Genomic DNA, 22,441 nt, shown 5'->3' on the forward strand with positions numbered 1-22,441 from the left:
TGATTCTAGTGAAGCCTATAATGAAGCCGGACGGATTCACACCAGGTCTGCAGCTTCAGGCATTCTAAGCAGGATTTCCAATTAGAAGGCGCTTTAAAACAAAAAAGGCAAGCCTCCGGGGATGAAGGCTTGCTGTCGTGCCTTATGCTTTTATTGATTCAGGTCCGGACGTTTGCCCGTTACAAGATAAACTACGCTTTCGCCAATGTTGGTCGCATGATCCGCGATACGCTCAATATAGCGGCCAACCAGCGTAAGCAGCATAGCCTGATTAACCGACTCAGGCTTCTGAACCATGTAAGTGTACAGTTCATTAATCATTGCACTATACAGCCCGTCGACCTGATCGTCGTCCTGGGCCATTTTGTAGGCCAGATCCGTATTCTCATCCAAATAGGACTGAATTGCCTCTGAGATCATTACCGTAACAATCTCGGCCATCCGCGGAATATCCACAAGCGGTTTAATCAGCTGCTGCCCCTGGATCCGCATCGTTACCTTAGCCACATCCAGTGCCAGATCCCCCATACGTTCGAGGTCACTGGAGATTTTGAAGGCTACAATAATGCGGCGCAGGTCCTTGGCTACCGGCTGCTGGGTGATGATCAGCCGTGAGCCGATCTCCATAATCCGGTCTTCCATCGCATTCAGCCGTAAATCGTTCTTAACAATTTCCTGTGCCCGCACGGTGTCCAGATTCTGCAAAGCGAGTACTGCACCTTCCAGCGCATCCGTAACATGCTCGCCCATCTGCTCCAGCAGATTGCGCAGCTCTTCCAGATCTTTATCGAATTCTTTTCTGCGAATCATATTGAAAACGATCCTCCTCAAAAACATATGGTCATATAGAGTGAACTTAAGAAACCGCCGTCCCTCTTCTTAAGTTCAGCTTATACAGCTGATTTCCTTCCGGAAAACGAATTCCTCTGCCGCTTAACCGAAGCGTCCGGATATATAATCTTCTGTGCGGGAGTCTTTGGGATTCGAGAACAGTAATTCCGTATCCTGAGCCTCCACGATAACTCCGTTCAGGAAAAATACAGTGCGCCCCGACACCCGGGCGGCCTGATGCATATTATGCGTGACCATTACAATCGTATACTTATCCCGCAGCTCCTGTACCAGCTCCTCAATCTTCAGCGTGGACACCGGATCAAGTGCAGAGGTGGCCTCGTCCATCAGCAGAATATCCGGCTGTACGGCAAGGGCTCTGGCGATGCAGAGACGCTGCTGCTGGCCACCGGACAAGCTGAGGGCAGACTTCTTGAGGAAATCCTTCACTTCCTCCCAGAGTGCGGATTGGCGCAGGCTTTGCTCCACAATGACATCAAGCTCGGCTTTGCCCTTCACCCCATGGAGGCGCGGACCATAAGCTACATTGTCATAAATCGACTTGGGAAAAGGATTGGGCTGCTGGAACACCATCCCTACCTGCTTGCGCAGGCTTTCCACTTCAATCTCGTCGCTGTAAATATTTTTACCGCCGATGTTTACTGTTCCTTCAATACGCGTTCCGGGAATCATGTCGTTCATTCGGTTTAGGGTACGCAGCAGCGTGGACTTTCCGCAGCCGGAAGGACCGATAAAAGCGGTAACCTGTTTCTCCGGAATTTGCAGATCCACATTCTTCAGCGCGTGAAATGACTCATAGTAGAGATCAAGTTTCTCTATGTCAATGATGGATTTCATTAGTTTCTATAGTCTCCTTCTCATCATCTTCGTTCCCCATGATAAGCTTTCAGTGTAAATAGAGCTCTAGAGAATTGTTAACGCTGTGTAAAATCAAAATTCAGCAGAACAGGTGTATCAGAAAAAGAACACCGCCATATCAAATGACTGGTGTTCTCTTCTTGTTCACGACCAGCTTATAGCCTACGCCGCGGATGGAATCAATATGCACGGATTCTGGATCAAGCTCAAGCTTCTTGCGCAGCGAGCTGACATGAACATCTACAGTACGCTGGCCGCCGATATAATCGAAACCCCAGACCGCATTCATCAGATCATCACGCGTCAGAACCACACCCGGCTTCCGGGCCAGATACAGCAGGACTTCAAACTCCTTGGGACGCAGATTAATACTCTGTCCACCCAGCGAAACTTCATAACGTTCCGGGTAGATTTCCAGCTGTCCCAGGATAATGGTCGAAGCGGATACCGCCGTTTCCGGGGGGGCTTCCTCGGCAAGCCCCGATATCCGGCGCAGAACCGCGCTGACACGGGCCAGTAATTCGGAGACTCCAAACGGCTTGGTTATGTAATCATCGGCCCCGGATTTCAGGCCCCGGACTACATCCTCTTCGGCATTCTTGGCCGTCAGCACAATGACCGGTGTACGTATGCCCTGTCCACGCAATTTATCCAGAATGTCAATGCCGTTCATGCCGGGCAGCATAAGATCCAGTACGATTAAATCAAAAGGTTCTCTAGTCGCACGGTCATATCCTGCCGTTCCATGATCCTCCACCGTCACTTCATAGCCTTCCTGTGTCAAATTATAAGACAGCAGCCGGGCTAGTGTCGGTTCGTCTTCAATGACAAGCAATCGTTGTGCCATAGGTTCCCCCGTCTTTTCATAGGTTATTAAATTTACAAAACTGCACACATGCACATCATAGCACCACAATGTTAACTTGGTGTAAAATTACGAATTTAATATTACCCCTTTGCCGGCATACAATCAAATCAGGACATACGCCTCTCCACAGGCTTAAGACGGATGTCCTTACAGAATTGAATCCTTGCTGGCAGGTTACTCGTTCTCTTCCTGCAGCAGCGGTAATTCCAGGATAAAAGAGCTGCCAATGCCCAGATCGCTCTCTACCGTAATTGATCCCCTGTGCAGCTCTACCAGATGCTTCACGATGGACAAGCCCAGGCCGGTTCCGCCGGAGCTTCTGGAGCGGGCTTTGTCCACCCGGTAGAAACGCTCGAAGATCCGCGGCAGATCCTTGCGCGGAATCCCCATGCCCGTATCGCTCACGGTAAAGCGCACACTCTCCGTTCCGTCTGCCTTTTGAACATTGGCTACGGTGACCCTTACATTTCCCCCGTCCTGCGTGTAGTTGATCGCATTCGAGAGCAGATTCATGAAGATCTGACGCAGCTTGTCTTCATCTCCCTCGATAAACAGCTCAGCAGGTACATCCGAGCTCAGGGTGATCTTCTTTTTCTCCGCCACCTTGCTGAGTGTTTCCAGCACAGAATCGAAGAACTCGATCAAATGAACCGGCGAGCAGTCTAGCTGGACGCGTTTGGATTCAATTTTGGACAATTCCAGAATATCTCCAATCAGGCGGTTCAGCCGTTCATTCTCATCATAAATAATCTGCAGGAACGAACGTGCCGTCTTCTCATCCGTAACACCCCCGCCGAGCAGGGTTTCGGCGAAGCCTTTTACCGCAGCTACCGGGGTCTTCAGCTCATGGGAGACATTCGCGACGAATTCGCTGCGCATTTTCTCCAGACGGCGGATTTCCGTAACCTCCTGCAGCAGGAACAGCATTCCCCGGGTGGAACCGTCCTGAATCATCGGCACTCCGTCCAGGCGTACAATCCGCTCCACCGGATTATAGATAATACGCTCTTCATGGACCGGTTCATTACGGGATACGCCTTCTTCAATCAGCCGGGTCAGCTCATAATGATGTTTGATCTCTTTGTAGGAATGCCCGGTCATCTCGCTGTTCTTCACATCAAGGAGCCGTTCTGCCGCACGGTTGAGCAGGGCTATCTCCCCCTCAGCGTTAATCATCACGATCCCGCCGGTCATGTTATCGAGTACGCTTTGCAGCAGATCCTCGTTGTCGCGGATGGTCTTCAGCTGGGCCTGGAGACTGTCCGCCATCGCGTTGATCGCTGTCGCCAGCTGACCGACCTCGTCCTTGCGCTTCATCGGCACACGGGCATCGTAATCCAGATCGGTGATACGCCGCGCTACTCTGGTAATCTGCTCTAGGGGTGAGGTCATGCTGGAGGCTACTTTATAGCTCACAAAAGTGGCTGCCATAAACAGCAGCACGAGTCCTCCGGCCATAATCATCCACGCCCGGTTCAGTCCTTCCGTCACCGCATCCAGCCCCATGGAGAGCCGGATATATCCGTCAAAGCCCTGGTCAGAAACTACCGCACCTGCTACATAGAGCATTTCCTGGTCCAGCGTATCACTGTAGCGGATTGCCCGGCCAATCCCCTCTTTCGCGGCGAGCAGTTCCTCTTCCCGGGTGGAGTGGTTGTCCATTTCCAGCGGATTGCGTTCCGAATCACCAATTACCCGGCCTTCCTTCGTAATGAAGGTGATGCGCGAACCTGTCAGTGTGGATATCGTCCGGGCCTGGTCTGTATAATAATCCATGGCGTCCGGACCGTGCATATCCTTGAACGTAAATGTGCCGGAGAGCAGATTTATTTCCCGGGACATGTTTTCTTCCAGTACGGAAATATGTGAGTCCTTAAACAGTTGGGCCATTGTAAGGCCAGCCCCGGTCATGGAGATCCCGATCAGGGCCATGAGTATGAATGTAAGCCTAACGCGGAACGGTTTCATCAGTAGTAGTCCTCTTCCTTATCATTGTGTCCTTGTGAACATCCTACCTCCATTTTCGTCAAAATACCAGTTCCGGCGGCGATTATCAACGGAGTGTAAAATGGGAGTGGATGAATGTTATTTGGTGCTTGGAGTAAAAGCTGCTTTAGCACTTGGATGGACGCTCCGCAAACGGACCGTTGTTCCGATCGCTGTACGAGGGACGTTTGAACTTGCTGTGAACGCTCCGCAAACGGACCGTTGTTCCGATCGCTGTACGAGGGACGTTTGAACTTGCTGTGAACGCTCCGCAAACGGACCGTTGTTCCGATCGCTGTTGTTCCCGGATTTTATTTATTCTCCTTAGCGGTGAAAATCCGGGAACAAAGGCGAACGCTATCGCTTCTCCACAATCAGTCCGTCCGCTCCGCTGTTTAAGAGGGGGAAGTTACGGCAAACCTGTAGACCCTTTAAATCATTGAAAGCTTCAGCCCTCCATTCTTCAATCCTCAATCCTCAATCCTCAATCCTCAATCCTCAATCCTTCAATCCTCAACCCTTCAATCCTCAACCCTCCAGCAATCCCAACACTCTCAACACTCCAACACCTCAACACTCCAACACCTCAACACTCCAACCCTTAATCCTCCCCTCCATAAAATAATAGAAAAAAGAAATCGCCCCTTTTAAATGGCTGGACCACACACCATTTAAAAGGAGCTATTCTTTTAACACACATTATAGTCTATAGATCAATATTCTTCCTTTAAATGGTATTAACCAGCACAAATACCAATGCAACCGCTTATTGTAGCTCAGACTAGATAGGTTTTTATAAAATCCTGCATAAAATACAACATTTTCTCTATTATATTGGTCCAAATACCAAATTGTTGTACCAAATACAGCATTTCTCCTTCTCAAAGAAGTTTTGTGGAAGGATTGTTGTATTTCATACAACAATCCTTCCACACATCCAGATATCTAGGGATCAAAGTTGTAAAACGTACAACAATTATGCCTGCAGAGCTTCTTCAGAGTCTAATTCTGCCGGTAACGAATCAGGTGTGAAGAAAGAAATGAAATATTGCGCGCTAATCCCACCAGCGATTACTGGCAACTTGTGGGGTTGTTAACTAAAGTGTAGTTAGGAGAGAGCATTTTCGCTTCTAATAGTTAAACCAACTTTTGGTGTAAGCACGGAATGCAGCCAGTTACTGATCCTTCCAGCGCTGCACGGTCAGGTTGGCGGTCTGTGCGCCGCCCGCCGGCGTGAGCGCACGGTTCGCAATATCTGCTCCACCGGATGAGGTCTCTACCGTAGCCCAGCTGCCGCGCGTCAGCTTATACGTCACTGCTGTCCCTGCCGGAAGGCTCAGGGTGATGGAATAGACTCCGTCACTGCCCTTGGTCAGCAGGTATGCGGGGTCAGCCGCATTCCAGCTGTTGAACGACCCGGTCAGATAGATAGGCCCGCTCGCTGGAGTGGTGGCCGGAACAGTGACCCGGAAGGTCACGCTGTCCGCTCGAGGTTCTCCGGTGGTAAGACTTCCCCCCACAAGGCTTGAGCTGCCCGCGCCAAAGTGATAATTGCTGCCGCCATTGCTGTCCCAGGTTCCGCTGCCGTTATTGAACGCTGCAGTAAGTCCGGTCGCGGTTCCGAGCTCGATGGTAATCGCTTTGTAGCCGCTGAATGTGGATGCCTGCATCTGCACGCCCGGCGAGGTCGTCCAGGTGCTTGCCCCATCCAGCTTGTAATGGATATAAGAGTTGGTATAGGCCGTATTCTTGTAGTAGATTGTCGCTGTATTCCCTACCGGAGTGGCGGTTGGCACCGGGGTTGCGGTCGGTGTAACCGTTGGTGTCGCGGTCGGTGTGGCTGTTGGTGTTGCGGTTGGCGTTGGTGCCGCTGTCGGCGTAGCCGTTGGCACCGCGGTCGGTGTGGCTGTTGGTGTTGCGGTTGGCGTTGGTACCGCTGTCGGCGTAGCCGTTGGCACCGCTGTCGGCGTAACCGTTGGCGTGGCGGTCGGCGTGGCCGTCGGAACATCCGGGGCGCCCGCCTGGATTTGCCCGGTAGGGGTATAGGTCCAGGTGCCGGTGCCGAACAGATAATTGCTGCCGCCGTTACTGTCCCAAGTACCGCTGCCGTTATTGAAGCAGGCTTCCAGCTGGGTGGCGGAGCCGATATTGATCGTGATTTTGTTATAGCCCGCCATTTCAGCCGCAGGAATCGCTACGCCCGGCGCAGTCGTCCAGGTACCCGCAACCGGACGGTAGTGAATGTACGGTGTGGTGTAGCCCTTCTTGTAATAGATCGTCACATTATTCCCCGCCGGTGTTGTGGCGGATGCAAGCGCACTCAGTCCGGACAGATTGCCCGAAGCATCATAAGCTTTGACCTTGTATTCATACGTCGTAGAGGAGGACAAGCCGCTGTCTGTATACGAAGCAGACGGTGATGTACCGATCTTGATGCCATCGCGATAGATCTCATAACCTGTCACACGGATATTATCGGTAGCTGCATTCCATGTCAGCAAGGCCGAGGAGGCATTGACCACAGCTGCCTGAAGATTAGCCGGCACAGACGGGGCTTCCGTGTCCGGAACTGCAGGCACATCGGTAATAAACGGATGCGTGCCCTCAACGGTTCCCTGCATGCTCTCAGTATATTTTCCGTTTGCCAATGTATATTTTCCTGCTCCGACGTAGACCTGCTGGATATCGCTTTTCGTTACATTACCCTTAGCGTCTTTGGCTTCAATATAGTAGTCCACCAGCTGGTCACGATAATCCGAGATATAACTGAAATACAGATTGCCGATGTCCTTAGCCGGAACCTTCTGCATGATCGCCTTGCTGCTTGGCTGCCAGTCGACCCCGTTGATATCCGTGCTGAGATCGCGGACTGTCATCGGGTATTCCGTCCAGGCACCGACCTTGGCAGGGTCAATATTGGATATTCCTGCTGCAGCCAGGCCCGCCGGGTCATAGACCTTGAAAGTATTGTCCGCAGCATCTGCCGTCTTGTCGCGGTGTGCCCGGACCTTCACCTTGATATCGCTGATTCCGCTGGTGTCGAAAGCGTAGGTATAGATGGAGAACACATTATTGAAATGCTGCAGCGTCCAGCCTTCAGCCTTGCTGACATTGGCGCTGCCCGGATTGTACGGGTAACGCTGCGGCCACCATACGGAGGGGCCGGTTTTGTCTTTGGCCAGCTTTTGTGTAACATAAGGCTTGGAGAAATACAGCGATTGATTGAAGGACAGTGCCGGCTTCACGCTGTCATCCACATTCTCATCGTAATACCCGAAGCCGGAGTCCATCGCCGGGAGCAGGAAATACCAGGCCAATTCAGCCGGATTGGCGCCGCCGGCATAATCGCTTGCGGTGTTCCCTTTTACCGGATAGGAGATCATCCAAGGGTTGAGCTGATTGCCCTCGTAAGTCACCTCACGGTCAATCGGATTAACCGGCTTCCAGTAATTCGGATGCTCATCCAGCCAGATCTGCTCGGCTGTCTTGGCATAATTCAGGGAAGCCTGCAGCAAGGCGAAGTTACGCTCCAGATAATGGTAACCCTTCTCGAAGGATACGGTCATGCCTTCTTCGACACCGGACAGATTCTTCTTCGGCGCATAAGAGGTGCCGTTCACCTGATTGAAGCTGGCAAACTGGCTTTTCCAGATGCCGAACGGCAGATGCCAGTGGTACCAGGTCGGATCAGAGGAGGAATCCCGGGTATCAATCCATGAGCCGTCCTGAACATGGACAACATCGGAGGCTGCTGGTGTATTATTGCGCAGATACTCGTCAATCCCCATTCCGGTTACACCGCTGCTGGCATAGGTGACATTCCCGGCATTGCGCCAGGTCTCCTCGGAGCCGGCCCTACCCGAAGAATTATCCCCGTCATGAGCCACCACAAAAATCTGCTTCTGCGCGACCAGATTCTCATACGGCTTAAGCACATCCGCTTTTACCTGGCCCAAATATCCTTCTTCCCATGACTGCGCCTGTGCAACCGGAACGCCGACCACTTTGGATTCTGCCCCGGTTGCCGGGTCCACATAGCGGACCCAATGGGCTGTGGAGGCAAAAGGATACTTGTTATAGACAACCTGCTGCTCGTTGAACATCGGTTCATTTACCCAGGAGCCTACAGTGCTGACATTCTGCAGATCACTGCGGTTGGGCGGTGAGACCATCGTATCCGTGCCGGGACTGTTCAGCAGCGGATAGTCCTTAAGCGTGCGGGAAAAATGGTTGTTGCCGATAACGGACCACTGGATGCCCAGCTTTTGAAGGACGGGGATTATCCGTTCAGAGAAACCCAGCTCTGTCGGGAAAAACCCTTTAGAGGACTTATAGCTGCTTCCGAGAAAATAAGGCTGAGCCAATGTGGCTCCATGATAGATCATATCCTTGAGCAAATAGTCGTTGCCGACCAGCGGACCCATGGAGTGATGTCCGGAGAAATGGATCAGATCAAGCATGTTGCTGCCATTTGTTGTTTTGAGCTGATCAACGGCGCTCTTCCAGGGGGCACCCCAAGCTGGATTACTGTATCCGCTTACATTACCCTGCTGAATAATACTATTCACGTTATTTACAACCGAGCCGGACATTGTAACATGCATCTGTGCCTGGGGATAATTGCTGTGCAGCGTATTCGCCACGCTCCAGGGCCAGGTTAAGTACGCTCCTGTCTTCGCGTGATGTGAATAATAGGAGACCAGATCATCATGCGGCATCGGGTTGCCGTTCGGCAAATAATAGGTATATCCCGCAGGCGGGTTCTGCTTCAACTGGATGACTTCACCATCATACGTATAGCGGATCGGACTTCCTGCCGGGGCAGCGTTATAGGAGTTCAAATCATAGTACGCCCAGAAATTCGGCATATGGTTATGGTACACATGCGTAGCGGCAATATCTGCCGAGACATTAGTGGCTGCTGCCGGGATCATCAGAAGCACACCAAGCAGCAGGGCTGTGATTTTGCGCCAATACCGGGATGCTCTCATCAGCTTACAACTCCTCTCTCTTCAACCACATCAGCTTATTCAAAAGAACGGGGGCGCCGGAATTCATCCTTCGCCCCCCTGTCATTCCCTATTGATCCTTCCAGCGCTGCACGGTCAGGTTGACGGTCTGTGCGCCGCCCGCCGGCGTGAGCGCTCGGTTCGCAATATCTGCTCCACCGGATGAGGTCTCTACCGTAGCCCAGCTGCCGCGCGTCAGCTTATACGTCACTGCTGTCCCTGCCGGAAGGCTCAGGGTGATGGAATAGACTCCGTCACTGCCCTTGGTCAGCAGATATGCGGGGTCAGCCGCATTCCAGCTGTTGAACGACCCGGTCAGATAGACAGGCCCGCTCGCTGGAGTGGTGGCCGGAACAGTGACCCGGAAGGTCACGCTGTCCGCCTGAGGTTCTCCGGTGGTAAGACTTCCCCCCACAAGGCTTGAGCTGCCCGCGCCAAAGTGATAATTGCTGCCGCCATTGCTGTCCCAGGTTCCGCTGCCGTTATTGAACGCTGCAGTAAGTCCGGTCGCGGTTCCGAGCTCGATGGTAATCGCTTTGTAGCCGCTGAATGTGGATGCCTGCATCTGCACGCCCGGCGAGGTCGTCCAGGTGCTTGCCCCATCCAGCTTGTAATGGATATAAGAGTTGGTATAGGCCGTATTCTTGTAGTAGATCGTCGCTGTATTCCCTACCGGAGTGGCGGTTGGCACAGGGGTTGCTGTCGGTGTAACCGTTGGTGTCGCGGTCGGTGTGGCTGTTGGTGTTGCGGTTGGCGTTGGTGTCGCGGTCGATGTAGCTGTTGGTGTTGCGGTCGGCGTTGGCGTCACCGTTGGTGTCGCAGTCGGCCCGGCCGGCCCCCCTGCCTGGATCGTTCCTGTCGGAATATACGTCCACGTGCCCGTTCCGAACAGATAATTGCTGCCGCCGTTGCTGTCCCAGGTGCCGCTGCCGTTGTTGAAGCAGGCTTCCAGCTGGGTGGCTGCACCGATATTGATGGTGATTTTGTTGTAACCTGCCACTTCAGCCGCAGGAATCGCTACACCCGGCGCAGTCGTCCAGGTGCCCGCAGCCGGGCGGTAATGGATATAAGGTGTGGTGTAGCCCTGCTTGTAATAGATCGTCACACTATTTCCGGCAGGCGTGACGATCAGGGCAGCTGCACTGAAAGCCGACAGATTGGCGGCGGCGTCATACGCTTTTATTGTATACGAGTAGTTTGTACTGCCAGACAAGCCGTTGTCTGTGTAAGAGGTAGTTGCCGAGGTTCCAATCTTGACTCCATTACGGTAAATCTCGTACCCTGTAACTCCGGCATTATCCGTGGAAGCTGACCAGCTTACAATCGCACTGGATGCATTCTGCACAGTGGCTGTTACATTCGTTGGTACAGTCGGAGCCTGAGTATCCACAATAGGCTGTGTCTTCGAATAGATTTTGGCGGAATTCGCACCAAGAGTAACCGTAATCTGTTTGCCGGTCGCGCCGCCTGATTGCACGGTTACCGTGTCAGAGGTGTTCAACTGGTTAATCAGTACCGTCCCTACAGTAAGAGTGCTCTCAGCGCGCAGCGGAATCGTAACCGTCTGCGACCCGCCCGAAGCATTACTGAATGCGGAGATGACTTCCTGTCCCACATGGGTCCCGCTGTCAATCCGGCGGGAGAACGCGTACAGATTCTGGGCAGACCACATTTCACGCTGGGTGCCGGTGCGCAGCGCAGGATTATTTTTGCGGATTTCGTTAAGCTTGGCTACATGCTTGTAGGTGCTGGCGTTCTCATTGAAATAATTCTCCACCACGTTGCCGCTTGCATCACGCTTCACCATGGACCAGCGGTTCCATGTATCGGCAATGCCGCCAGTCATGATCTGGCCGTTCCCGTTGCCTTTGTTCTGTTCTGTCCCCTGGAACACCACCGGGGTTCCGCGCACAGTGAAGATGAAGGACAAGGCATTCTGCAGCTTCTCTACACTGCCTCCGGCTTCTGTCAGGAAACGGTTGCGGTCATGATTATCAATGAAGGTAACCATATGATTCGCATTGCCGTTGTAATAGGAATCGAGAGCCAGTGTACTCTTAACATTAGAATCGAAGGATTGTCCGTAAGCAAAGCTGTTCAAGACAGAGAAGAATAGCGGGAAATCGAGCATGCCCCACTCCTTGCTGCTGCCAACCCAGCGGGAGACAAATTCGGCATTGCCGTCAAAATTCTCTCCGAAGGTGTTCACGCCCAGCAGCGTCTGCAGCTCCCCGATATCCGTCGGCTTCATCAGCTTGGCGGCATCAACGCGGGCACCATCCGCACCTGTATAATCAAACCAGCCTTTAATCGAGCTGAAGATGGCCTGCTTGGCGGCAGGAACATCGAAGTCGATATCATCCAGTCCGCCCAGATCGTGATTCTCCAAATAATCCTGGGCCCACTGATCATATCGTCCGTCTGCCAGCGACCAGTTGATATCCCCGTTATGGTGATACCAGGCCGGATTATTGAAAGGGGCTACCGGCTGCAATGCCGGGATATCATAATAAGCCTGGGTTCCCAGCATATAATCGCCGATATGGTTCGGAACCACGTCGATGATGACCTTGATTCCGAGCGCATGCGCTGAATCAACCAGCTCTTTAAGCTTCTCTTTTGTACCGAAATAAGGGTTGGCCGCATTAGGGTCTTTGACATTGTATCCGTGGTAAGCTGTGTTCTTCCCTGTTCCGTTATTCTCCCGGTTAGTCATCTGCGGTTCGGCAACCGGAGAGATCCAGATCGCCGTATAGCCCATATTATGAATATAGGGGAGCTTATTGATAACTCCCTGCCAGTCTCCACCCTTCATATAGCGGAAATCCTCTTCAGAGGTCTCCCCATAGCGGATGGCGGCTCCTGTGGCATTATTGGAGGAGTCTCCGTCATTGAAACGGTCAACCATAATCTGATAAATCGTGTCATTCTCTGTAACCGTGCCGATACTGGCCGCTTCAACCTTAACTGGAGGCAGAACAAATAAATTCATCGTGATCGAAAGAACCATAGATGTGATAAGGACGGGGATAAGCCAATGTTTACGTTTCATTCTTCATCTCCCTCTCATAAATGCGTATGCACAACACTTTCTAACAAAAAGAACAAGCTACCGTCTAGAGCCTCATCTTACTCACTTCAGGGAAACCGGTTTCCCCACTAAAAATTAACATGGACTTGTATACGCTGTCAAGACTTATAAATTGTTCTTTCTCAGAACCCGTATCCCATATAGGATAACGACTCTGCAATACGCAAAAAATTCCCCGTTTAGCATCAGCGAGCAGCATGATCCTCTGGAACAGGTACCGGTTTCGATTTTTTTCATAGACAGCACCGCAAAAAGACCTCTTTCAACCAAACGAAAGAGGTCTCACTATCACTGAATAAATATACTATTTGATTCATATCATCCAACAAATCACTGTCACAGGGAGATTGCTAAGCTGTTTATTTAAATACCGGCTCCCGGAACTGGGCCAGCTTGGCCGCGGAATCCTTCTCCACATCGGCATGCAGGCTGTTGCCATGCGCATCCATGGTGACGATTGCAGCGAATCCGTCCACCTGCAGATGCCACATGGCCTCCGGAATTCCGAACTCCATGAAATCAACCGCGTTAACCTTCTTAATGCATTCTGCATAGTACTGGGCCGCACCGCCAATGGCGTTGAGATAGACGCCGCCGTGTTCGCCTAATGCCTTCAACGTTTTCGGGCCCATCCCGCCTTTGCCGATTACGGCACGGATGCCGAATTTCTTAATGATATCGCCTTGATAAGGCTCCTCGCGGATGCTGGTGGTCGGACCTGCAGCCTTCACATGCCAGCCCTCCTCATCCTTCAGCATGACCGGGCCACAGTGATAGATGACCGCACCGTTCAAGTCCACGGGGGCGTCGTGATCCATCAGATATTTGTGCAGGGCATCGCGGCCGGTGTGCATCTCGCCGGAGAGAATAACTACATCACCAACGCGCAGGCTGCGGATATCCTCCTCGCTGATCGGTGTGGTCAGGCGGATTTCGCGCGAACCACCCGATGCGGCAGCAGGTTCGATTTCCTTGCCGTTACCGGGGACAACAGCATCAGAAGCAGCTTCCCCAGTTCCTGACAAGATAGCCGGAGCCGCAGGAATCGTTGCATCCTCTGGAATCATGCCCTGCGAAACACCATCAGCAGCAGAGACCGCTACCGGTTCAGCTACTTGCACTAAAGCCTCTTCCCCATCAACAGAAATACCTGTGCCGCTCTCATAGAGCCATTCCTTAATGTCCCCGGTTGCCGGATTCACCAGTATCCCCTGACGGCGGAAGGCCCAGCAATTATAAGCTACCGAGACAAAGAAGCTCGCCGGCAGACGGTTCATAACTCCGATTTTGCAGCCTAACAGCGTAACTTCACCGCCGAAGCCCATCGTGCCGATCCCGAGCTTGTTGGCATTCTCCATGATGTAATCTTCCAGCTTGCCCAGATCTTGGGTGGGATTCACATCCTCGACCTTGCGGAACAGCTGCTTCTTCGCCAGCTCATAACCCGTTGTACGGTCACCGCCGATGCCTACGCCAATGAAACCTGCACTGCAGCCCTGGCCCTGCGCCTGATAGACCGAATGAAGAATACATTTGCGAATGCCGTCTAGATCTCGTCCGGCTTTGCCCAGACCCTCCAGCTCTGCCGGGAGACTGTACTGAATATTCTTATTCTCGCAGCCGCCGCCCTTCAGAATGAGCCTTACATCAATGCCTTCCTCTTCCCACTGCTCGAAATGAATCACCGGCGTGCCTGGACCCAGATTGTCCCCGCTGTTCTCGCCTGTAAGGGAATCTACGGAATTGGGCCGCAGCTTGCCGTTCTTCGTCGCCCGGATTATCGCGCTATGAATATCCTTCTTCATCTCTATCTGATTCACGCCAACCGGCGTATGAATTATAAAAGTCGGCATCCCTGTATCCTGGCAAATCGGCGATACCTGGAGCTCGGCCATGCCGATATTCTGGGCAATCGTGGTCAGTGCCAGTCCGGAACGGGTCGCCCGGTCTTCCAGCGCACGCCCTTTAGCAACCGCCCGGCGTACATCACCCGGCAAATTCGTGGAGGTCTCTACGATCAGATTATAAATGCTGTCTTCAAAATGCTGCATCTTCATTCAGTCTCCTCTCCATCTGTTTCAAGCTGCCCTAACTCTGTTACAATTAGTTATTATCATATCATATTAAGCCGCTCATGAAAGGGGTTACTTAAAAATTGAACTACCATTTCTCTGCCTATCTCTACCGGCTGCAATATATCCAGCGCTGGAGCCTCATGCGCAGCACCGCCCCGGAGAACGTGGCGCAGCATTCGTTCCAGGTGGCCCTGCTGGCGCACATGCTGTGCACCATCGGCAATGTCCACTTCGGCCGGTCGCTGAACGCCGACCGCGCATCCACAATGGCGTTGTTCCACGACGCCACCGAGGTATTCACCGGCGACATCGCCACGCCGGTGAAGCATAACAACCCGCGGCTGCTGTCCAGCTTCCGCGAGATGGAGCGGGTCGCCGCTGAACGCCTCGCGGCGATGATCCCGCCGGAGCTGAGCGCAGTCTATGCGCCGCTCCTGCAGCCGCAGGACAGCCCGCCCGGCTCTGAGGATGCCGGACTGCTGCGCTACGTCAAGGCGGCGGATGTGCTCGACGCATATCTGAAATGCGTCTGGGAAACCGCCGCAGGCAACCGCGAATTCGCGGCCGCCCGGGAGCAGACAGGCGCGAAGCTGCACGGGCTTGCCCTGCCGGAGTTGGAGTATTTCCTAACTCATATGGCTCCGGGGTTTGAGCTGTCGCTGGACGAGCTGTCTTCAAGAATGCGCCCGGAGAAGCCAGCCGACTAGCCGGAGACCGTGCGGCCGCTTGAAGAATGCAGCATCGTACGGACCGCTTCGCCCAACAATGCAAATAACCCGCCGTGAGGCGGGTTATTTGCATCCAGTTAAGGCATGGCTAAAGGCTCATCCAGGATGTCCCAGTCCTTGAACACCGGCTGCAGCCCTTTTGTCTCTAGCATCTCCTTAATCTCATGCACGCTGCGGTTGTCCGAGATTTCAAACTGCGGAGTCCCGCCTTCCAGGGAATGTCCGCCTACTTCGGTGGATACCCCTGCAGACATCTTGGTGATGCCGAGATGGACCAGATGATCGCGCAGGGCTGCCGGCTCCCGCGTGGACAGTGAAATACCGGAACGCGGCAGAAACAGGCGGTAGGCCAGTATAATCTGCACCAGTGCACGGTCGGTTACATCACTCTCTGGATTAAATTCCCCCAGGTACGGCCGAAAACGGGGAATGGACAAACCGATTTCGCACTCCGGATACTTGTCCTGCAAATACCTGGCGTGCAGTGCAGTCGCGAGAGCCTCCTGACGCCATTCGTACATTCCCAGCAGGGCTCCGATATTTACCGAGCGGAATCCGGCCAGGCAGCCGCGCTCGGGCGCATCCAGACGGTTGCGGTACACCCGCTTGGGGCCCTTCACATGCAGCTTGCGGTAGGTTTCCTGATGATAGACCTCCTGATACAGCGTCAGACCGTCTACTCCTGCCTGTCTGAGGTCAGCGTATTCTTTGGTAGTGAGCGGATTCACTTCAATGCTGACTGAAGAGAAATAGCCGCGGAGCACCTCCACGCAGTCTTTCACGTAATTGGCCGGACTTTGATTCCGGGATTCTCCGGTCAGAATCAGAATGTGGCGCAGCCCTGTGGCTGCGATCGTTTCCGCTTCCCGCCGGACCTCCTCCAGTGTCAGTTTTTTGCGCGGAAAATCATAGATAGAGCTAAAGCTGCAGTAGGTACAATGGTTGACGCAGAAATCAGCCACATACATCGGTGTAAACAGCTGCATCACATGACCGAATTGAGCACGTGTCAGTCTATGCGCCTTCTGCGCCATCTCTTCCAGGTAAGGCTCTGCTGCCGGTGACAGCAATGCCATCAGCCCGTCCTCGTCCAACTGCTCCAGACGAAGTGCCCGCTTCACATCGAGCGCAGTATACTGCTTCCATACCCCCTCATAGGAATGCTTGTCCATCCGGTTCAGCCTATCATAAAAGCTCATGTCCTTCCTCCCTCTTCTTAAACAGCATCAGTCAGGCCAGAAATCCGGTCAGCGGCGAAGAAGCTGCGGCTGTCTCTTCCACCGGACCCAGCCCGGCCAGATAGGCCTTCCGCCCCGCCGACACCGCTTCGCGGAATGCCTCCGCCATCAGCTGCGGGTCCCGGGCGGTGGCAATTGCCGTGTTCAGCAGCACAGCGGCTGCGCCCATTTCCATCGCCTCAGCAGCTTCGGAGGGTCTGCCAATACCAGCATCCACGATGATGGGCAGACCCGTTTCTGATATCAGAATCCGGATCAGCTCCTTGGTCTGCAGCCCGCGGTTAGAGCCGATTGGCGCTCCCAGCGGCATGACGGCTGCAGCTCCGGCCGCCTTCAGCCGGAGTGCGGCTGACAGATCAGGACTCATGTAGGGCAGAACAACGAAACCCTCAGCAGCTAAGATTTCCGTGGCTCTGATCGTCTCGGTATTATCAGGCAGCAGATATTTCTGATCATTGATAACCTCAATCTTCACCCAGTCTCCCAGCCCCGCTGACCTTGCCAGCCTGGCAATGCGTACCGCTTCCTCTGCGGTGCGTGCACCAGAGGTATTGGGCAGCAGGGTCATGTGGGAAGGAATATGGCTGATGATATTCTCCTTGCTCTCCGGATCTACCCGGCGCAGGGCAACCGTAATAACCTGTGATCCCGAGCGGGCAATCACTTCGGGAATAAGGGTGTTGCGGCTGTATTTTCCGGTCCCGATGAACAGTCTGCTCGTTATAGTAACTCCTCCAATTACCAATGGATCTTGCATCATATCGCCTCCTGTGATAAGTCACTGCCTTAAGCTAAATTACGTATCTGCATTGTTCCGTCTGCTGCGCGTGCAAGGCCCGCCTAGCCTCCGCCGACAAAATGAACCAGTTCAACATGGTCCCCCTCATCCAGAAAGGTATCTCCATAAGCATCCCTGCCGACAATCTCACCATTCAGCTCCACAATAACCAGCTTCCCGGTCCACTCCGGGCGGGCCAGAAGATCAGCCAGAGTCCGGCAGCTCTCTTCATACCTTCCGCTGCGTCCGTTAACAGTCAAATTCATTCCTGTTCACCTCCTTTGCCCGGTGCGGGGGCTTCATTCAGGACTTCAGCACACGCTGCGGCCTGAACGGATGATCTGTAGGCCTCAGCGGCGCCAGCAGGGTCCGTCGCTCCGCATATCCCGGACATTACGGCTATTCCGGCAGCACCCTTTGACAGAACTGACCTGGTATTGCCCGGTGTGATGCCTCCGATGGCAATCAACGGTATACTGCTGCAGCGGACGGCCACTTCCAACTGCGCCAGGCCCCGTTCCCGCTGTCCGGGCTTGCAGGCCGTGGGGAATACATGTCCATACAGACAGAAGTCCGCTCCCTGCCGTCCAGCGCGTGCCGCTTCCTCCTGGGAATGCACCGACCTGCCCAGCCGCAGGCCCGGGGCAATGCCGCGCGCCCCGGCAGGCGGCAGACTGTGCCAGGCCAATTGGACGCCGGCTGCCCCTGCTGCCAAAGCCACATCTATCCGGTCATTAATGACCAGCTTAGAGGGCGGAACCCCCGCTTGCAGCAACCGCTCTGCGGCAGCCAGAAGCTCCTGTGCGGACAGAGCTTTTTCCCGGAGATGGATATAATCCACCATGGGATGTACAGCAGCAGCCAGTTTGGCATACTGCTCCGGATTCAGCCTCCCGTCCGAGATCAAATGGATTTCTTTCAACACCTTCACCTCCCCCTCTATACGGCATTCCGGAAAATACAAAAAGACCGCCCCCTGTATCAGGAAGCAGTCCGGAATATAAGCAGGAATACCGGGTAAGCCGTTACCCCCGCTGCATTATTCATTCTCCACTTCCCTACGCTGGTATAAACCAGATCAGGTTCAAAGGGTCCGAACAGATATGTTCGTCTCAGCCTTGCGGCACCCCTAGTGATCGTTCATATTCTATTGTTCTTGCAGTTTGTATATTAGCATATTATTCCTGTAAGAGCTATTCTTTAATAGATTCAGTTATTAAATCCAGCAGGTTTAAGCGGCAAAAAAGCCAGCCTTCCGGCTGACTTTTCATCTGTTTGAACCTTTGATGCCTTAAACCTGTATAAACTTATCCGGCTTACAAAGCAGTGCCCATGGTCAGCCGTTAACGATCTCGCCACCGTTCACATGCATGACCTGACCGCTCACATAAGAGGAATCGTCAGAAGCCAGATATACATAGGCCGGCGCCAGCTCTTCCGGCTGTCCCGGACGCTTCATCGGCTGGGTGCCGCCGAATTCACTAACCTTCTTCGCGTCAAACGTAGACGGAATCAGCGGCGTCCAGATCGGTCCCGGTGCTACCGCGTTCACGCGGATACCTTTGTCCGCCAGATTCATCGACAGGGAGCGGGTGAAGCTGAGAATCGCTCCTTTGGTGGACGAATAGTCCAGCAGCTGCGGGCTGCCACGGTACGCCGTAATCGATGTGGTGTTGATGATCGTGGAGCCTTTTTTCAGATGGGGCATCGCTGCCTTGGTCAGATAGAACATGGAGAATATATTCGTCCGGAACGTCCGCTCCAGCTGCTCGGCGGTAATGTCCTCAATCTTATCCTGCGGATGCTGCTCTGCCGCATTGTTAATCAGGATGTCCAGCTTGCCGAGTCCCTCAATGGTTTTATTAATCAGATCCTGACAGAAGGCCTCAACTCCGATATCACCGGAGATCAGAATACACTTCCGCCCCTCCTGCTCCACCTGGCGTTTGGTTTCTTCCGCATCTTCATGCTCATTCAGATAGGATATCACTACATCCGCCCCTTCTTTGGCAAAATGAACGGCGACGGCACGACCGATTCCGCTGTCCCCTCCGGTAATGAGCGCGGCCTTGCCCAGCAGCTTGCCTGCTGCCTTGTAAGCCGAGGTTTCAAACTCCGGAAGCGGGTTCATCTCGCTTTCAATTCCGGGCTGCTGGTCCTGTACCTGTGGAGGCAGGGTTTTGACGGGTTGTTTGCTGGTGTCTGGCATAATCCATTCTCCTTTCGCTGTACCGTTATACTGTTTTACTAATCATGTTAGGATGGCTAAAAGTCTGGTGTTTATGCATCATACTTACCTAGCAAAAAACGCTTTACGTTATTTTACTTACCACATAGGGCAGCCGGCCAAACAGAAAATCTTCAGTCCAACGCGTTCCCCGGTGCATTATAGAGCCTGCAGAAGGAGAGTTATCCTCATGTCCAAAAAATCAAAAACCATCATCGTTGCCGACAAAGGTGTCATCCTGTACCAGGGCAGAATCCTCCTCGTCAAGCGGGCTGCCGCCGATTCTGCAGGTGCCGGAAGCTGGGAATGTGCCGGAGGCAAAATCGAATTCGGTGAAAGCCTGGAGGCTGCACTGGAAAGAGAAATTCTTGAGGAAACCGGACTTTCGTTTACGACAGAACGTATCCTTTACGCGGTAACCCTGCTCACGGACCCTGCAAGACAGGTAGTGATTATCACCTATTTATGCCGTGCAGCCCGTGACGAAATCCAGCTCTCGGAAGAGCATACCGATTACCGCTGGTGCACTTTAAGTGAATTACTCACCCTGCTGACGCCCCAGATTATCACTGACTTTCAGGAACACGGCATTTTTGAGCTGGAAGGGTTGATACGGTAAGTAATGAACGGTTTCTATGAGAATATTATATATATCCGGACATTCTTATATCCTATACTTTCTCTTGGAAGTCTTCAGTCTTCACGGGAGGGTCAGTTCTGCCATGGGAAATGAAAATGAAATTATACGATTGACTAACGCGACGTTAATCGACGGAACCGGGCGTCCGCCGCTGTACAACGCGAGCATTGAAATTGTTAATGGCCGGTTCGGTACGGTTGCCGGGCAAGGGAGCAGCAGGCTGGAGCATAACCCAGTCACGGTGATAGATCTTGAGGGGCTTGTCGTCCTGCCGGGATTTATTCATACCCATGCACACACCGGCTTCAAATTCATTAATAACGAGCCGCTTCACGGGTACCACAAGGAATATTTAGCTGCCTGCCTCTCAGAAGGAATAACCACGATCCGTGACGAGGGGATGACAACTGCAGCAACGCTTGATGACGTGATGGTACATACAAAAGCGCTGGACCGCAGATCTTTTCCCCGAATAATCACAACCGGCAAAGTCTTCACGGCTCCCGGCGGGTATGGCGGGCAGGCCCCTATCGGAGTTGGAAGTGCGGATGAAGCCAGATTGAAGGTCCGCGAGGTATTAGAACAAGGGATACATTGTATCAAAACAGCGCTGGAAGACGGTTATGATCCCGGGACAATCGGACTGCCGCAGCTGAATCAGGAGCTTCTGGAGAGTATCTGCAGGGAAGCCCGGAGCATGGGTGCTTATGTGTCTGCTCATGTAACCAGCTCGCATAACCTTCAGATACTGGTAAATGCGGGAATTAACGATGCTGCGCATATGATTTACGACCGGCTGGACGATGACCTGATCCGGCAAATGGTAGCCTCCAATATCCGGATCGTTCCCACGCTCACTGTAGCGAAGATGTTTCAGGACAAATTCGGCGCTCCGCTGTTAGAACAAGGACAAGATAATGTCCGTAGATTCATCCAGGCTGGCGGAGAGATTGGCCTCGGGGATGATTTTATTGAAGAAATAAGCCCGTGGTACAGGCTTGGAATGCCCTGGGAGGAAATCCGTTTGTTAGGCGAAGCCGGTCTCACCCCGATGCAGATTATCACAGCCGCCACTTCAACCGGTGCGAAGATCTGCAATCTGGCACATGAGATTGGAACAATTGAACCTGGCAAGAAGGCGGATCTGTTTGTGATTGAGGGCGACCCGCTTAAGGATATAGCCAGTCTCCGGAAAGTCAGATTTGTGATGATGGACGGCAGGATCGTATCGAAATAGAGGTATCTCGTTTGATTACAGGCCGCTTTCCACGAGGAAAATGGCCTTTTTTATTTTATATGCCCAGTATGGTTCTCTGCAGTCCTGTCTATAGCTGATCCGCCGCTGCCTTCAATGCAATAATCTTGTTCGCCGCCGTTACCTCCAGCAGGGCCTTCTACGCATCCGTCAGCTACACTTGGCCCGGTTACCTCCACGGAGGCACCTTGTGTTCGATTTTTCACATACATTGTCCCTCCTTTGGCCCATCTTCCGGGGAATTCAGCGGGGGTCCTGAGACAAGAACATATCGTCCTTCAGACGGATCTGATTCAGTGTCATACACAACAAAAAGCCCTGACAGCCTAAGCTGCCAGAGCCTCTGATACTCCCGGTCCTTCCTAATAAATCAGAGCCAGGTTTAAATAAGGCGCCGGTACACCATGAAAAAGATCATGATAACCAGAACGACCATCAGCAGCAGGCTCATGGTCCGGATCTTGGCGGTTTCGGCAGAGACATCACGGTTCTCCCGCATTCCGGCCGCAGCCAGGCGCAGAGGTCTACTCATGATGCCGCCAAGCGCAAACATCGCTAGGAGCAGCACAACTACAACGATCATCCAGGCGACAGAATAGTCACCCTTGGACATCATATAGCCTCCGGTCAACAGCTGGATAACTAGTCCATACTGGGCAAAGCGGTTGAATCCGCCGATGGCACTCAAGGTGCCTTCCTTTGCAGGGGAAGACAGCTTCGCCGTCCCGCTCAGAATAAACGGCAATACCAGATAGAAGCCAAGCGCCAGTGTGCCGATCATATGCAGGAAATAGAAAATACGGTCCATACCAATCTCCTCCGTTTACATTATAGGA

17 protein-coding genes and 1 riboswitch are annotated in these 22,441 nt (G+C 53.0%); of the genes, 3 read left to right on the plus strand and 14 right to left on the minus strand.

The genetic code is table 11. The features are described 5' to 3' along the window. Positions 1-150: 150 nt before the first annotated feature. The 7 genes from phoU to MKX70_RS28725 all read right to left on the minus strand — a co-directional run bounded on the left by phoU (position 151) and on the right by MKX70_RS28725 (position 14,715). Positions 151-810, minus strand: a complete 660-nt coding sequence (phoU, locus tag MKX70_RS28695; protein WP_039304983.1) for a phosphate signaling complex protein PhoU — start codon at positions 808-810, stop codon at positions 151-153. A gap of 123 nt (positions 811-933) precedes the next feature. Further along, entirely contained in the window at positions 934-1,689 is a 756-nt protein-coding gene (gene pstB, locus MKX70_RS28700; RefSeq protein WP_039304980.1) for a phosphate ABC transporter ATP-binding protein PstB, read from the minus strand. A 139-nt stretch (positions 1,690-1,828) separates the two neighbouring features. After that, on the minus strand, positions 1,829-2,557 hold the full coding sequence (locus MKX70_RS28705) for a response regulator transcription factor (RefSeq protein ID WP_039304977.1): 729 nt from the start codon (positions 2,555-2,557) through the stop codon (positions 1,829-1,831). Between the two features lie 195 nt (positions 2,558-2,752). Beyond that, positions 2,753-4,546, minus strand: coding sequence for a two-component system histidine kinase PnpS (pnpS, locus tag MKX70_RS28710; protein ID WP_042234678.1), 1,794 nt, complete (start codon positions 4,544-4,546; stop codon positions 2,753-2,755). A 1,193-nt stretch (positions 4,547-5,739) separates the two neighbouring features. Beyond that, a complete protein-coding gene (locus MKX70_RS28715; RefSeq protein WP_445323687.1) occupies positions 5,740-9,555 on the minus strand; it encodes a carbohydrate binding domain-containing protein in 3,816 nt (1,271 codons plus the stop codon). Positions 9,556-9,643: 88 nt separating this feature from the next. Beyond that, a complete protein-coding gene (locus MKX70_RS28720) occupies positions 9,644-12,625 on the minus strand; it encodes a carbohydrate binding domain-containing protein (protein ID WP_340788676.1) in 2,982 nt (993 codons plus the stop codon). 398 nt (positions 12,626-13,023) lie between these two features. Beyond that, positions 13,024-14,715: a fumarate hydratase gene (locus tag MKX70_RS28725; RefSeq protein WP_340841360.1), complete on the minus strand. Its 1,692-nt coding sequence runs from the start codon at positions 14,713-14,715 to the stop codon at positions 13,024-13,026. A 104-nt stretch (positions 14,716-14,819) separates the two neighbouring features. Here MKX70_RS28725 and yfbR point away from each other — a divergent pair, with 104 nt between their 5' ends. Next, positions 14,820-15,446, plus strand: a complete 627-nt coding sequence (yfbR, locus tag MKX70_RS28730) for a 5'-deoxynucleotidase (protein WP_081956451.1) — start codon at positions 14,820-14,822, stop codon at positions 15,444-15,446. A 98-nt stretch (positions 15,447-15,544) separates the two neighbouring features. Here the strand turns inward: yfbR and thiH are convergent, their stop codons facing one another. The 5 genes from thiH to MKX70_RS28755 form a co-directional block, all read right to left on the minus strand. Then, complete coding sequence (gene thiH, locus MKX70_RS28735) at positions 15,545-16,666, minus strand: 2-iminoacetate synthase ThiH (RefSeq protein WP_042234670.1); 1,122 nt, start codon at positions 16,664-16,666, stop codon at positions 15,545-15,547. 31 nt (positions 16,667-16,697) lie between these two features. Further along, positions 16,698-17,462, minus strand: a complete 765-nt coding sequence (locus MKX70_RS28740; protein WP_042234667.1) for a thiazole synthase — start codon at positions 17,460-17,462, stop codon at positions 16,698-16,700. Between the two features lie 83 nt (positions 17,463-17,545). After that, the gene (gene thiS, locus MKX70_RS28745; protein ID WP_042234665.1) at positions 17,546-17,749 is read right to left on the minus strand and encodes a sulfur carrier protein ThiS; all 204 of its coding nucleotides are present in this window, start codon (positions 17,747-17,749) and stop codon (positions 17,546-17,548) included. After that, positions 17,746-18,408, minus strand: a complete 663-nt coding sequence (locus MKX70_RS28750; protein ID WP_340788680.1) for a thiamine phosphate synthase — start codon at positions 18,406-18,408, stop codon at positions 17,746-17,748. Before MKX70_RS28750 ends, thiS begins: the two co-directional genes overlap by 4 nt. A 113-nt stretch (positions 18,409-18,521) precedes the next feature. Then, a riboswitch (TPP riboswitch) is annotated at positions 18,522-18,624 on the minus strand. A 195-nt stretch (positions 18,625-18,819) separates the two neighbouring features. Then, positions 18,820-19,692, minus strand: coding sequence for an SDR family oxidoreductase (locus MKX70_RS28755; RefSeq protein WP_042234663.1), 873 nt, complete (start codon positions 19,690-19,692; stop codon positions 18,820-18,822). Positions 19,693-19,900: 208 nt separating this feature from the next. Between MKX70_RS28755 and MKX70_RS28760 the strand changes: the two genes are divergently transcribed. Both MKX70_RS28760 and MKX70_RS28765 read left to right on the plus strand, forming a co-directional pair. Beyond that, on the plus strand, positions 19,901-20,329 hold the full coding sequence (locus tag MKX70_RS28760; RefSeq protein WP_042234659.1) for an NUDIX hydrolase: 429 nt from the start codon (positions 19,901-19,903) through the stop codon (positions 20,327-20,329). 103 nt (positions 20,330-20,432) lie between these two features. Further along, complete coding sequence (locus MKX70_RS28765; RefSeq protein WP_042234657.1) at positions 20,433-21,587, plus strand: amidohydrolase family protein; 1,155 nt, start codon at positions 20,433-20,435, stop codon at positions 21,585-21,587. A gap of 50 nt (positions 21,588-21,637) precedes the next feature. Here MKX70_RS28765 and MKX70_RS28770 read toward each other — a convergent pair whose 3' ends face one another. Both MKX70_RS28770 and MKX70_RS28775 read right to left on the minus strand, forming a co-directional pair. After that, positions 21,638-21,811 carry a hypothetical protein gene (locus MKX70_RS28770; RefSeq protein WP_156123062.1) on the minus strand — a complete coding sequence of 58 codons (174 nt, stop codon included), beginning with the start codon at positions 21,809-21,811 and terminating at the stop codon, positions 21,638-21,640. A 176-nt stretch (positions 21,812-21,987) separates the two neighbouring features. Beyond that, entirely contained in the window at positions 21,988-22,413 is a 426-nt protein-coding gene (locus MKX70_RS28775) for a hypothetical protein (protein WP_042234652.1), read from the minus strand. Between the last annotated feature and the right edge of the window lie 28 nt (positions 22,414-22,441).

The sequence above is a fragment of the Paenibacillus sp. FSL R7-0312 genome (genome assembly GCF_038004445.1).
GTDB lineage: Bacteria > Bacillota > Bacilli > Paenibacillales > Paenibacillaceae > Paenibacillus_AQ.

What these genes read in the sequence shown, in the direction of transcription:
- thiH (WP_042234670.1), bottom strand. Translation starts at nt 16,666, where the DNA reads ATGAGCTTTTATGATAGGCTGAACCGGATGGACAAGCATTCCTATGAG.
- MKX70_RS28755 (WP_042234663.1), bottom strand. Translation starts at nt 19,692, where the DNA reads ATGCCAGACACCAGCAAACAACCCGTCAAAACCCTGCCTCCACAGGTA.
- phoU (WP_039304983.1), bottom strand. Translation starts at nt 810, where the DNA reads ATGATTCGCAGAAAAGAATTCGATAAAGATCTGGAAGAGCTGCGCAAT.
- pstB (WP_039304980.1), bottom strand. Translation starts at nt 1,689, where the DNA reads ATGAAATCCATCATTGACATAGAGAAACTTGATCTCTACTATGAGTCA.
- MKX70_RS28775 (WP_042234652.1), bottom strand. Translation starts at nt 22,413, where the DNA reads ATGGACCGTATTTTCTATTTCCTGCATATGATCGGCACACTGGCGCTT.
- MKX70_RS28720 (WP_340788676.1), bottom strand. Translation starts at nt 12,625, where the DNA reads ATGAAACGTAAACATTGGCTTATCCCCGTCCTTATCACATCTATGGTT.
- thiS (WP_042234665.1), bottom strand. Translation starts at nt 17,749, where the DNA reads ATGAATTTGACTGTTAACGGACGCAGCGGAAGGTATGAAGAGAGCTGC.
- MKX70_RS28740 (WP_042234667.1), bottom strand. Translation starts at nt 17,462, where the DNA reads ATGCAAGATCCATTGGTAATTGGAGGAGTTACTATAACGAGCAGACTG.
- MKX70_RS28715 (WP_445323687.1), bottom strand. Translation starts at nt 9,555, where the DNA reads ATGAGAGCATCCCGGTATTGGCGCAAAATCACAGCCCTGCTGCTTGGT.
- MKX70_RS28760 (WP_042234659.1), top strand. Translation starts at nt 19,901, where the DNA reads ATGTCCAAAAAATCAAAAACCATCATCGTTGCCGACAAAGGTGTCATC.
- pnpS (WP_042234678.1), bottom strand. Translation starts at nt 4,546, where the DNA reads ATGAAACCGTTCCGCGTTAGGCTTACATTCATACTCATGGCCCTGATC.
- MKX70_RS28725 (WP_340841360.1), bottom strand. Translation starts at nt 14,715, where the DNA reads ATGCAGCATTTTGAAGACAGCATTTATAATCTGATCGTAGAGACCTCC.
- MKX70_RS28765 (WP_042234657.1), top strand. Translation starts at nt 20,433, where the DNA reads ATGGGAAATGAAAATGAAATTATACGATTGACTAACGCGACGTTAATC.
- MKX70_RS28705 (WP_039304977.1), bottom strand. Translation starts at nt 2,557, where the DNA reads ATGGCACAACGATTGCTTGTCATTGAAGACGAACCGACACTAGCCCGG.